This is a genomic window from Pseudalgibacter alginicilyticus, from assembly GCF_001310225.1.
Taxonomy (GTDB): Bacteria; Bacteroidota; Bacteroidia; order Flavobacteriales; family Flavobacteriaceae; genus Pseudalgibacter; species Pseudalgibacter alginicilyticus.
Genome location: NZ_CP012898.1, coordinates 1,934,069 through 1,947,401, shown reverse-complemented (window position 1 = coordinate 1,947,401; position 13,333 = coordinate 1,934,069). Strand labels below are relative to the sequence as shown.

At 33.0% G+C, this 13,333-nt stretch carries 12 protein-coding genes; 10 read left to right on the top strand and 2 right to left on the bottom strand.

Features of this window, described 5'->3' with window-relative positions:
• Positions 1-2 precede the first annotated feature (2 nt).
• A complete protein-coding gene (locus tag APS56_RS08080; protein WP_054727019.1) occupies positions 3-320 on the top strand; it encodes a hypothetical protein in 318 nt (105 codons plus the stop codon).
• A 145-nt stretch (positions 321-465) separates the two neighbouring features.
• Positions 466-876: a VOC family protein gene (locus APS56_RS08075; protein ID WP_054727017.1), complete on the top strand. Its 411-nt coding sequence runs from the start codon at positions 466-468 to the stop codon at positions 874-876.
• Here APS56_RS08075 and APS56_RS08070 read toward each other — a convergent pair.
• A complete protein-coding gene (locus APS56_RS08070) occupies positions 873-2,324 on the bottom strand; it encodes an MptA/MptB family glycosyltransferase (RefSeq protein ID WP_054727015.1) in 1,452 nt (483 codons plus the stop codon). The two genes, APS56_RS08075 and APS56_RS08070, sit on opposite strands and share 4 nt — an antisense overlap.
• 199 nt (positions 2,325-2,523) lie before the next feature.
• On the opposite strand from APS56_RS08070, the gene mce reads away from it, so the two are divergent.
• From mce to scpA, 8 genes are all read left to right on the top strand, one after another.
• Positions 2,524-2,928: a methylmalonyl-CoA epimerase gene (gene mce, locus APS56_RS08065; protein ID WP_054727013.1), complete on the top strand. Its 405-nt coding sequence runs from the start codon at positions 2,524-2,526 to the stop codon at positions 2,926-2,928.
• Between the two features lie 44 nt (positions 2,929-2,972).
• A complete protein-coding gene (locus APS56_RS08060) occupies positions 2,973-4,532 on the top strand; it encodes an acyl-CoA carboxylase subunit beta (protein WP_054727012.1) in 1,560 nt (519 codons plus the stop codon).
• A gap of 8 nt (positions 4,533-4,540) precedes the next feature.
• Positions 4,541-4,909 carry an OadG family protein gene (locus APS56_RS08055; protein WP_157757634.1) on the top strand — a complete coding sequence of 123 codons (369 nt, stop codon included), beginning with the start codon at positions 4,541-4,543 and terminating at the stop codon, positions 4,907-4,909.
• 32 nt (positions 4,910-4,941) lie between these two features.
• Positions 4,942-5,361, top strand: coding sequence for a biotin/lipoyl-containing protein (locus APS56_RS08050; RefSeq protein ID WP_054727008.1), 420 nt, complete (start codon positions 4,942-4,944; stop codon positions 5,359-5,361).
• A gap of 75 nt (positions 5,362-5,436) precedes the next feature.
• A complete protein-coding gene (locus tag APS56_RS08045; protein WP_054727006.1) occupies positions 5,437-6,756 on the top strand; it encodes a sodium ion-translocating decarboxylase subunit beta in 1,320 nt (439 codons plus the stop codon).
• 44 nt (positions 6,757-6,800) lie between these two features.
• Positions 6,801-8,087 carry an acetyl-CoA hydrolase/transferase family protein gene (locus APS56_RS08040; RefSeq protein WP_082379296.1) on the top strand — a complete coding sequence of 429 codons (1,287 nt, stop codon included), beginning with the start codon at positions 6,801-6,803 and terminating at the stop codon, positions 8,085-8,087.
• A gap of 30 nt (positions 8,088-8,117) precedes the next feature.
• Positions 8,118-9,935 carry a methylmalonyl-CoA mutase subunit beta gene (locus APS56_RS08035; RefSeq protein WP_054727004.1) on the top strand — a complete coding sequence of 606 codons (1,818 nt, stop codon included), beginning with the start codon at positions 8,118-8,120 and terminating at the stop codon, positions 9,933-9,935.
• A gap of 44 nt (positions 9,936-9,979) precedes the next feature.
• Entirely contained in the window at positions 9,980-12,133 is a 2,154-nt protein-coding gene (gene scpA, locus APS56_RS08030) for a methylmalonyl-CoA mutase (protein WP_432416448.1), read from the top strand.
• Positions 12,134-12,196: 63 nt separating this feature from the next.
• Here the strand turns inward: scpA and meaB are convergent, their stop codons facing one another.
• The gene (gene meaB, locus APS56_RS08025) at positions 12,197-13,219 is read right to left on the bottom strand and encodes a methylmalonyl Co-A mutase-associated GTPase MeaB (RefSeq protein ID WP_054727003.1); all 1,023 of its coding nucleotides are present in this window, start codon (positions 13,217-13,219) and stop codon (positions 12,197-12,199) included.
• Between the last annotated feature and the right edge of the window lie 114 nt (positions 13,220-13,333).

Genomic DNA, 13,333 nt, shown 5'->3' with positions numbered 1-13,333 from the left:
TTATGAATAAGAGAAACGACAATCTTAAACGTGTTATAGTTGATTTTAAAAAATTAACACCAGAAATTTTAGCATTATTGGTTGATAAATATCCACATGGGTATGATGATGATAATATTATCTCCTTTAAAAATGCTAATAATGAATGGGTAGAATGTGTTGAAGTAACTACTGAAGATACCAAGTATTTGGTGAAAGTTAGTACCAAACTTCAAGTAACTATGGAAAATTATGATGAAGACGACTATGAAGATTATGATGATAATGATCCAGATGCCATTCAAGAACCAGATATTGCTATTGAAGACGATGACGATTAATATTATCTAAAAATCGCATATACATTTTAATCTTTTTTGTATTTTAACTGTAGTCAAACTTTTAAAGTACAAGAAGTTGTATATGCGATTTAAAAGTTAATATGATGGTGTGTTTAAATTATTTCAAAACAATAAACAATTGTATATGGAAACATCATTTCACATGTCGTTACCATGTTTAAGTGTAAAAGAAACTAAAAACTTTTACCAAAACACTATAGAAACTTCATTAGGGAGATCAACTCAAAACTGGGTTGATATTAATTTGTACGGTCATCAATTGACCTTTATAAAAGCTGCAAAGTTTAATTTTACAAATCCTAATTATGTTTTTGAGGGTAAAATTTTACCATCCTTTCATTTTGGTATTATTGTAGATTTTAAAACGTGGGACCACATTTACACAAAGTTTAGAAACAAAGATTTAGAACTGGTTGAAGAAATCACTTTTTTAAAAAATAAAGCAGGTGAGCACGTGTCATTTTTCATAAAAGACCCTAATGATTATATGTTAGAGTTTAAAAGTTTTAAACAGCCAAAAGAAATGTTTAATTAATTACTTTTTAGTAAGTCTTTTTTTAGTAATACTTCCCAGATACAAACGCTATAAACAATAAGGTATTCCAACCCAATAATCCAAAGGTTTTCTTGGTTGTTAGAATTTGCGTAAGCCAAATAACTTAATATGATTACAAAACTCCAAACCATTGGGAATTTGTATTTGGTAAAGATAGATAAAACTAATAGTGTTGCTACATACCAAGGATGTACGGTGGTAGCCGTAAAATAATAAAATGATAAGGTTAATAGCATTGCTGAAATTAATTGAATCATAGTTTTATTCCTTCTGAAAAAGGTAATCATCAAGACAGTAATAATTACTATAATAGGTGTTGTTTTTCCAATTATGGCAATTTCATTCCAGCCTCTAAAAGTATATCCAATCTCTCGTGCAATGTAATATAGGCTAGCATTGAATTCAAATTTTTGAAACCATAAGCCAACAGTTTTTGTGTAATTACTTATAAATTGAGAAGAATAAAAGGGCGAGAATAAGAGTAGAATGGATATAATAATGATTGTGTAAAATATAATTAGTTTTAATATTCCAGTAAAATTTAGTGTGCTCTTGAAAGGGAAAGTATTTTTTTGAATTTGATGATGAAGTTTCTTCTCATTTCGTTTAAAGCAGATTTGATCCTTAGATGTAGTCAAAGTAAACCACTGATAAAATAATGGTAAAAATATTAATGGAATTAATTTTACAGAAATTGAACAAGCTAAAACAATTGCAGCATATTGCCATTTGTTTACATGCAATAAATATAACCCCCAGATTAAAAAGAAAATCATAACACCTTCAAAATGTAGATTGCCTGTAAGTTCAATAATTATAAACGGATTTAAAATATACCAGAAAATATTGTGTAGAGGTATATTAAGTCTCTTTAATAATTTTTTTCCAAAATATAGGGTTCCAAAATCTGCAGCAATAATAATTAGACGAAAAACAATAGCAGATCCTAAAATACTTTTCCCTGCAAATATCCCTGCAATTACAAAACAAAGTTGATTTAAAGGAGGGTAATTTGTATAATGACCTGCGTTTAGTGTTCCCATTCCTTTATAGAGTTCTTTTACTTGATTTATAGGGGATTCTCCATGACTAATAAAAGATTCAACGGTGTATAAATACGGATTAAAGCCTTCTAAAATCATACGACCATCCCATATAAAACGATAAAAATCTTGCGATAAATTAGGGATTGCTGCTATAAAAGTGGCTCTAAGTAAAAATGCGACAATCGTTAAAAATTTAATATTGTGTTTACAAGTTTGCACCATCTTATAAAACAGAAAAAATAAAGCAGAATAAATTACAATCAATTTTGTGTAATCTGTACGTTGTAAGTAGTAAGCAAACAACGTGTAAAGAAACAAACTAACAATTACTACCAGTAATTGTTTTTTATGAGTTTTGAATAATGTAAGGTTTAAAAGCATGCCTCAAATATAATGTTTAATGCTGGGCTGTTTTAAATGGCCAATCTTTAAGTTTTCCCTCTTTAGATTATTTTTAATATGAAAAACAATTTTTTCATATTACATGATATACGTCATAATTTAAGACGAATACAACTATTAGTTTTGTTTTGTAAATAGTGATAAACTAAAAAGAATAAATATAAAAAACATTTTAATCATGAATATTTCGCATATAGAACATATTGGTATAGCCGTAGATAATTTAGAAGATTCCATTAAATATTATGAAGATGTCTTGGGGTTGAAATGCTATGCTATTGAAGAGGTTGTTGATCAAAAAGTGAAGACAGCCTTTTTTTTGGTAGGTACTACAAAAATTGAATTATTAGAAAGCACTTCTCCAGATGGTCCTATTGGTAAATTTATTTCTAAAAAAGGTCAAGGTATACATCATATAGCATTTGCTGTTGATAATGCAACACAGGCTTTAAAATTAGCTGAAGAGCGAGGTGTAACAGTAATAGATAAAGAATCCAGAAAAGGAGCAGAAGGTTTAAATATTGGATTTCTTCATCCAAAATCCACTTTAGGTGTACTCACAGAACTTTGTTCAAAATCATAACTGTCTTAAAAAAACAAAATTTTTATAAATAATAAAATAGTCTCATGGCAAATCAAGATAAAATTAATGAGCTCATAGAAAAAAGAGTTAAAGCAAAATTGGGAGGAGGCGAAAAACGTATCGATTCTCAACATGCTAAAGGAAAGCTTACTGCACGTGAAAGAATAGATATTCTTTTGGATGATGATAGTTTTGAAGAGTTTGATATGTTCGTAACACATCGAACAAAATCATTTGGACTCGATAAACAAATATATCTATCGGATGGTGTAGTAACAGGACATGGTACCATTGATGGCAGAATTGTATACATTTTTGCACAAGATTTTACCGTGTTTGGAGGGTCGCTTTCTGAAACTTATGCCTTAAAAATTTGTAAAATTATGGACATGGCTATGAAAATTGGTGTGCCAGTGATAGGCTTAAATGATAGCGGAGGTGCTCGTATTCAAGAAGGTGTGCGTTCATTAGCAGGATATGCTGAGATTTTTCAGCGTAATATTATGGCGTCAGGTGTTATCCCACAAATATCATCTATTCTGGGGCCTTGTGCAGGTGGGGCAGTATATTCACCAGCCCTAACGGATTTTACTATTATGACAGATCAAACGAGTTACATGTTTGTAACTGGACCTAAAGTAGTGCAAGCAGTTACAGGTGAAAACGTAACTACGGAGCAATTAGGAGGTGCAAAAATTCATTCTACAAAATCTGGTGTGTCACATTTCTTAGCTGCAAATGATGAAGAAAATCTTTTACTTATAAGAAAATTATTAAGTTACCTACCTTCTAATAATTTGGAAGATCCTCCAACAGTTGTTACAAGTGACCCTATTGATAGATTAGATGATGTTTTAAATGATATTATACCAGAAAATTCAAATCAACCTTACGATATTTTAGATGTTATTACCACTATTACGGATAATGGCGAATTTACAGAAGTCCATAGAGATTATGCCAAAAATATAGTTGTTGGTTTTGGTAGATTTAATGGACGCTCTACCGGTATTGTAGCAAACCAACCTAAATATTTTGCAGGTGTATTAGACACTGAAGCTTCAAGAAAAGCAGCAAGGTTTGTACGCTTTTGTGATGCTTTTAACATTCCTATTATAACTTTAGTGGATGTGCCAGGGTTCTTACCAGGTACTGGACAGGAATATGCAGGTATTATTTTACATGGTGCAAAATTATTATTTGCCTATGGAGAAGCTACAGTACCTAAAGTAACTATTACACTACGAAAATCATACGGAGGTGCACATGACGTAATGAGTTGTAAACAATTAAGAGGCGATTTAAATTACGCATGGCCTACAGCAGAAATAGCTGTCATGGGAGCCAAAGGAGCTGTGGAAGTATTGGAAGGTTCTAAAATTAGCAAAATTGAAGATGCTGATGAGAAACTTCATTACATAACTGAAAAAGAGGATGAGTACAATACTAAGTTTGCCAATCCTTACGTGGCAGCAAAATATGGCTTTATTGATGATGTTATAGAGCCCAGAAATACACGTTTTAGAATTATTAGAGCTTTAGAACTTCTTAGTAATAAGAAAGAAGTTAATCCGCCAAAAAAACATTCAAATATCCCATTATAATGAATCAGATGATACTATTATACAACGATCCCATTGAGGAAGGATACGTTATTTTAATTACCGGATTATTAATCGTTTTTGGTGGTCTTATCTTGCTAACTATATTCTTTAAATATGCCTTGCCAGTTATGTTAGACGCCTATATTGCTTTAAAACAAATAGGTGTTAAAAAAGAAAAAGAGTTAGAAATTAGTAAGCCAAAGGTTGATAAACGGGAGTTTACAGGTGAAGTTACCGCAGCTATTTCGGTTGCTATTCACATGTATCTTAAGAAGCAGCACGATGAAGAAAATGCTGTTTTAACCATTAAGCAAGCACGGAAATTATACTCGCCTTGGAGTTCGAAAATTTATGGAACACAGGGAAATAGATTGTAATAAACCAACATGCATAACATAATACTAATAAAATGAAAAATTTCACATTCAAAATAAACGAAAATAACTATAGTGCTAAAATTCTTTCACATGAAGATAACATTATTGATATTGAGGTAAATGGTACTTCTTATTCTGTAAAGATGAAAGAGGATATTAAAACGAAGAAAACACCAACTTTTGTACGGACACCTTCCAAAAGTAGTGCAGAGCCAGTAAAAATAAAATCTACTTCTACAAAAACTACTATTACAGCGCCAATTCCTGGGGTGGTTTTTATTCTTAATGTTAAAGTGGGCGATGTTATTAAGGAGAACGATCAAGTAATGATTTTAGAAGCGATGAAAATGGAAAATAGCATTGCTGCAGAAAAAGGGGGTACGGTTACAGCAGTTCATGTTGCAGTAGGGCAGCAAGTACTTCAAGGTGATGTGATGATAGAAATAGAATAAATATGTAAACGTCGTTTTTTAGATATCAAAATGAATTATTCATTTTGATATCTAAAATGGCTTAAAAAGAAAAAAATGAAGAAAATAATATTAATATTCGGAGTTCTATCGCTACTTATTTTTGCAAGACCTATTTTAGGATTAAATTCCAATGCTTTAAATGATAAAACAACTACCACTCTCTTGCAAACGCATGAAGAGCCTGAAGAAACTTTTATTTCGGAAGCCTTAGGTGGAATAGAGCAATTTTATGAATATACTGGTTTTGCAAATGCACAAGCAGGACACATAATAATGATTATAATAGGTATCATTTTTATATATTTAGGTATAAAATTTGACTACGAACCACTTTTACTGATCCCTATAGGTACGGGGGTTATTTTAGGAAACATTCCTTTTGTAGCAGGAAACCAAACGGGGATTTATGAAGCAGGTTCAGTAATGAATTACCTTTATTTTGGAGTGGTAAAAGGTATTTATCCTCCATTGATTTTCTTGGGTATTGGTGCTATGACAGATTTTTCATCTCTTATTGCAAATCCAAAACTTATGCTTTTAGGAGCTGCTTCTCAAATTGGTGTATTTGGTACTTTTTTAGGGGCACTTTATTTAGGGTTTGCTTTACCAGAAGCAGGTGCCATAGGTATTATAGGAGGAGCCGATGGACCTACAGCTATATTTCTTTCGTCAAAATTAGCAAATGGTATTAATATTCTGGCAGATGGAACTACGGTTAAAAACCTTATAGGCCCCATTGCTATTGCAGCATATTCTTATATGGCATTAGTGCCTGTTATTCAGCCACCAATCATGCGCTTGCTTACTAATAAAAAAGAGCGATTAATACGTATGAAACCACCAAGAGCTGTTTCAAAAAAAGAAAAAATGATTTTTCCAGTGGCAGCATTGTTATTAACAACCTTCATCTCGCCTAGTGCATTACCACTGTTAGGAATGTTATTTTTTGGTAACCTGTTAAAAGAGTCAGGAAGAACTGAACGACTTGCTGAAACTGCTAGAACTAAACTTATTGACATTGTAACTATTCTTTTAGGTGTAACAGTTGGAGCTTCTACCCAAGCAGATATTTTTATTACCAAAGATTCCATGTTAATTTTCGGTTTAGGAGCCATATCATTTGTCATAGCTACTATGGGTGGATTGCTTTTTGCAAAGTTCATGAATTTATTTCTTAAAGGAGATGATAAATTAAATCCTTTAATTGGAGCTGCTGGAGTTTCAGCTGTTCCAGATAGTGCAAGGGTAGTACATGCAGAAGGGCTTAAGGCTGATCCACGCAATTACCTGCTAATGCATGCTATGGCTCCAAACGTAGCAGGGGTTATTGGGTCTGCAATTGCAGCAGGTATTATATTAAGCTTTTTAGGCTAATTGAATTGATTTAATCAAAACAACAAAAATTAAATTTCATAAAAATGGATTTACCAAATAAAATGACGGCAGATGAAGCTGTAAAACTAATAAAATCAGGAGATAGGGTTTTAATTCAAGGAGGATCTGCAACACCCCAAACACTAATTCGAGCTATGGTTGCTCGGGGGCCAGAATTAAAAGGAGTAGAAGTTGTTCATTTACATACAGAAGGAGAATGTGGTTATGTTGCTCCAGAATTAAGAGAAAGTTTTCATACCAAAGCATTTTTTATTGGAGGAAACATTAGAAAAATGATTGGAGATACCGCTGATTATATTCCTATATTTTTAAGTGATATTCCAAGTTTATTTAGGCAAGGGTATATGAATTTAGATGTGGTTTTAGTGAATGTATCACCTCCTGATAAACATGGTTTTTGTTCTTTAGGAGTTTCAGTAGATATTGTTATTTCAGGAATTGAGCAAGGCAAAAAAGTTATTGCACAAATAAACCCAAAAATGCCACGTACTTTTGGTGATGCAATTGTACATTTAAAACACTTTGATGCTTGTGTAGAGGTAGATGAAGAATTACATGAAATGAAATTTGTAGCTCCTTCAGAAGAGGAACAGGCTATAGGTAAAAATATTGCAGGTATTATTGAAGATGGTGCAACACTTCAAATGGGCATTGGAGGTATTCCAAATGCCGTTTTAACTTATTTAAACAATCATAAAAATTTAGGAGTACATACCGAAATGTTTTCTGAAGGTATTGTAGATTTAGTAGAAAAAGGTATTGTAAATGGTTCTCAGAAAAAAGTGAATCCTTATAAAATAGTTTCGGGATTTGCTATGGGAACTAGACGTTTGTATGATTTTATGAATGATAACCCAGAAATAGAAATGCTGGATATTGGTTACGTAAATGACACCTCAGTTATTCGTCAAAACCCGAAAGTAACTGCTATTAACTCGGCCATTGAAATAGATTTTACAGGTCAAGTTTGTGCCGATTCTATAGGAACAAGAATGTTTTCTGGAGTAGGAGGGCAAATGGATTTTATGAGAGGAGCTGCCTTGTCTCAGGGAGGGAAGCCAATTATAGCAGTAACCTCTACAACACAAAAGGGGGTTTCTAAAATTGTTCCAACTTTAAAATTAGGAGCAGGGGTTGTAACTACACGAGCTCATGCTAGGTACGTGGTTACAGAGTATGGGGTTGCCGAATTATTTGGAAAGAGTTTAAAAGAGCGAGCACAATCATTACGAAATATAGCACACCCAGATAGTAGAGAAGAATTAGATAAAGCTATTTTTGAAAGATTCGGGAGTAGCATTATGGTATAATTAATAAAGAGTCACTTAAATTTTAATAAGATGAGTACTAAAAATAAAACACTTTTTTCAGACTTTAATCCCGTGTCAAAACAGGATTGGAAGGAAAGAGTGACCATAGATTTGAAAGGAGAAGATTTTGATAGAAAATTGGTTTGGAAAAACTTAAGCGGTATTAATATAGCACCTTTTTACAATACTGAAGATTCGATTCATAACTTAAGCAATACAGGCGAGAATTCGCAAGCCTTAATAAATTACCGAAGCATACCTGTTCAATCCGCAGCAAGCGCTAATAAATTAGCGTTAAAAGCGATTGATGAAGGGGTAACAGGTTTACTTTTTGATGTAACAGAATCTATTACTGCCACTCAATTTCTAAAAGATGTTAATTTAGATAAAATTGCAGTTTCGTTTATTTTGTACGAAAATGAAGTTGAGTTTGCAAAAGATTTTTTCGATTTCGCAGTACAGAATATCAGCAATCCTAAAAATCTTAGAGGCTATTTTGATTTAAAGGTTATTGCTAATTATACAAAAACGGCCAAATTAGAAACCTATAAATTTGATACAGGTTATTATCTTTTAAAATTGGCGGAAGCTTATCCTAATTTTAAAGTAATTACCCTATCAGGAACCACTTTTTTAGATGCTGGGGGCAATCAAGTACAAGAAGTAGCCTATACATTAAACGCTTTAGTTTACCTTATAGAGCGTTATGAACGTAGGGATATGTCTGTAGAAACTATTTTTAATAACTTACATGTTCAATTAGCTATTGGGTCTGAGTATTTTGTTGAGATAGGAAAGTTTAGAGCTTTTAATAGTTTGCTTCATGAAGTAGCAAACAAGTATAGTGTTTCTGAATTTAACCATACTTTAACCGCTAAAACATCGGTTTGGAGTAAATCGGTTACAGATGCACATACTAATTTGTTGCGAGCTACCACTGAAACTATGTCTGCTATTTTAGGAAATGTAGAAGGTGTTTTAATTGATGCTTATGATAAAGAGTTTAATAAAGCTTCTGATTTTTCAAATAGAATAGCAAACAATATAGCAACTATTTTAAAAGAAGAATCTTATTTTGGGAAAGTTGCCAATCCAGTAGATGGCGCTTATTATATTGAGGAAGTAAGTACTGAAATCGCAAAAAATGCTTTAGAACTTTTTAAAGAAATTGAAAAGCATGGGGGATTCTATAAGGCATTTGAAAACGGATTGATTCAAGAACAAATTGCTGAAATACGTCAGAAAAAAATAAAATTGATAAGTCAAAGAAGGTTGCCAATGGTTGGAGTAAATAAATATCCAAATCTTATGGAAACTGTAGCTTCAGAGATACTTTCAGCAGATGTTTTTGAAAACTCTAAAGTGTTGATACCACGACGTGCATCATTAGAAATTGAAGCAGTCAGAAAGGTAACAGAACAATTGGTAGAAAAAACAAATAAACGCCCCGTGGTTGCACTTTCAAGCTTTGGGAATTTAACCATGCGTAAAGCTCGAGCGGCATTTTCATACGATTTTATTGGTGTAAGTGGCTTTAATGTTTTAGAGGAAAAAAGTTATGATAATGCAGATATCGCAGCCAAAGAAAGCGCAAATTTAGATGCAGATGTGGTAATCATGTGTAGCTCGGATCCTGATTATGATGAGAGTGCATTAGATTTTGTTAAAACGTTTAGAAACATTAATCAAGATAAAGTGCTGCTATTGGCAGGAAATCCAGAACATTTAATGGATGCTTTAAAACAAGCAGGATTGGATGGATGCATTAATTTAAGATCAGATGTTATTGTAACCCTTTCTAATATTCATAAAAAAATTCAGAAAAAATATAAAGTATTAGAGGTTTAACTTCGCTTTAGCAATAGTAAGTATTCCCGGGATGTGTCGGGATGATGAATAATAAAAATAAAGATATGAAGCCAGATTTTTCAGATATAAATTTAGGATCAGCTAAGTCACAAACCGTTGCTCCTATAAATAGTCAAGAGGTATGGAATACGCCTGAGGGAATTCCAGTAAAAAAGAGTTTTTCAAAAAATGATATAAAAGATGCAGAGCATTTAAACTTTACAGCTGGATTGCCTCCGTTTACTAGAGGACCATACAGTACCATGTACGTTACCAGACCATGGACCATTCGTCAATATGCAGGGTTTTCAACAGCAGAAGCATCCAATGCTTTTTACAGAAGAAATTTAGCTGCAGGACAAAAAGGTCTTTCTGTTGCATTTGATTTAGCAACACATCGTGGATATGATTCAGATCACCCACGCGTTACTGGCGACGTAGGAAAGGCAGGAGTTGCTATTGATTCTATATTGGATATGGAAATTTTATTTGACCAAATTCCATTAGATAAAATGTCTGTTTCCATGACTATGAACGGTGCTGTATTACCTATTATGGCTTTTTATATAGCGGCCGCTAAAAAACAAGGTGTTGCATTGAATCAATTAAGTGGCACGATTCAAAATGATATATTAAAAGAGTTTATGGTGCGTAATACATACATATATCCACCATTACCTTCTATGAAAATTATTGGTGATATTTTTGAGTATACAACTAAATATATGCCAAAGTTTAATTCAATTTCAATTAGTGGGTATCATATGCAGGAAGCTGGAGCTACAGCAGATATTGAGTTAGCATATACCTTGGCAGATGGTTTGGAATATATTCGCACAGGTCTGGCATCTGGTTTAAAAATTGATGAATTTGCACCTAGACTATCATTTTTCTGGGCAGTAGGGATGAATCATTTTATGGAAATAGCCAAAATGCGAGCAGCTCGTATGTTATGGGCAAAAATCATAAAACAATTCAATCCTCAAAACCCAAAATCAATGGCATTGCGTACACATAGTCAAACTTCAGGTTGGAGTTTGAGTGAGCAAGACCCTTTTAATAATGTGGCAAGAACATGTATTGAAGCTATGGCTGCAGGGTTAGGAGGTACTCAATCTTTACATACCAATGCACTGGATGAGGCTATTGCTTTACCAACTGATTTTTCGGCCAGAATTGCTAGGAATACGCAAATTTATATCCAAGATGAAACCCAGATAACTAAAGCAGTAGACCCTTGGGCTGGTTCATATTATGTTGAATATCTTACCAAAGAAATAGCTAAAAAAGCTTGGGCACTAATTGAAGAAGTTGAAGAGTTGGGAGGCATGGCTAAAGCTATTGAAACAGGTGTTCCTAAAATGCGTATTGAGGAAGCCTCTGCAAGAAAGCAAGCGCGATTGGATTCTGGACAAGATATTTTAGTTGGGGTTAATAAATTTAAAACTGATGAAAAATCAAATATTGAGATTTTAGAGGTAGATAATACCGCGGTTAGAAATTCTCAAATTGAACGCTTGAATAAATTAAAAGCAAATAGAAATCAAGATTTAGTTACTGAAAATTTAAAAGCATTATCAGAATGTGCAGATACTGGGAAAGGTAATTTATTAGAGTTGGCAGTCATTGCTGCGGAAAATTTTGCAACATTAGGTGAGATTTCAGATGCATTAGAAGTTCATTTTGGACGCCATAAAGCTAATACAAAACTAATAAGTGGCGTTTATGGAAAAGAAGTTAGCAACGATAGTACTTTTGAAAAAGCTCAACAACTTGCTGATAAATTTGCTGAAATTGAAGGTCGTCGTCCACGTGTTATGATAGGGAAAATGGGACAAGATGGACATGATAGAGGTGCTAAAGTTGTAGCTTCCAGTTTTGCCGATTTAGGTTTTGACGTTGATATGGGGCCTTTGTTTCAAACACCCGAAGAGGTTGCAAAACAAGCTATTGAAAATGATGTACATTTTGTAGGTGCTTCTAGTTTAGCAGCGGGTCATAAAACCTTAATTCCACAATTAATTGATGAGTTAGAAAAATTAGGGCGTCCAGATATATTAGTGTTTGCTGGAGGTGTTATTCCTGAACAAGATTATAACTATCTATTGGAACGTAAAGTAGCAGCCATTTTTGGTCCAGGAACAGTTATTTCTAAGGCAGCTATTTCAATAATGGAAAAATATTTGGAACAAAATTAATAGCAAAACTTGTTCAACACGAAAAACTCCATCTGTATTTTATATTACAGTTTGGAGTTTTTTTTATTTAGAAGTAGTATTAGTGAGATGTTTTTTGAAGGATTCCATAATAGTTTGTGCTGCTTTTACGGGTGATATTTCAGAAGAAACAACACTATTTTCTAAATCTAAAAGTTTTTGTTTAATATTCGCAGAACCATAAAATAATTGTTTTAATGCATCATTTATGTTATTGTACATCCAACGTATATTTTGTTTGTTTCTATTTTTTTCAAAGTAACCGTTTTCTAATACCAGTTTTTTGTATTTTAAAACTTCATCCCAAACGGTATCAATTCCAGTGTTTTTGATAGAGGATGCTTTTGTAACAACGGGAGTCCAACCTGATTCTGATTGGGGGAATATGTGTAATGCATTTTGATATTGCAATCGAGCCAATTCACTATTTCGTATGTTGTCTCCATCAGCTTTATTGATAACCACCATATCTGCCATTTCCATGATACCTTTTTTTATGCCTTGAAGTTCATCACCCGCACCAGAAAGCATAAGCAATAAAAAGAAATCCGTCATACCATGCACAGCAGTTTCAGATTGACCAACACCTACCGTTTCAATTAATATTACATCATAACCTGAAGCTTCGCATAGTAACATGGTTTCAGCGGTTTTATTAGCAACACCACCTAATGTTTCGCCAGAGGAGGATGGTCTTATATAAGCATTTTCTAAATTACTAAGTTCTTCCATACGCGTTTTATCACCAAGAATACTCCCTTTGGAACGCTGACTACTAGGATCTATAGATAGAATGGCAACTTTATGCCCTTTAGTAATTAAATATTTTCCAAACGCTTCAATAAAAGTACTTTTACCTACACCGGGTACGCCTGTTATTCCAATTCTTATAGAGTTTCCAGAAACTGGTAAGATGGCTTGGATGATTTCTTTAGCTAATGCTTTATCACTTTCCAGATTACTCTCAATAATGGTAATGGCTCTAGAAAGGATTACTCTATCACCTTCTAAAATACCATCAATATATGCTTTGGATGTTAATCTGTTTTTGGGTCTGTAGTTTTTCATTTTTGGTAAGTAACAATAGCAAATTTATGATTGCTTGTTGTTCTAACAAAGATACTTATTATGAAAAAAAACACCTAAATAAAGGTTTGATTTTTACAAAAAAAACACTCACAA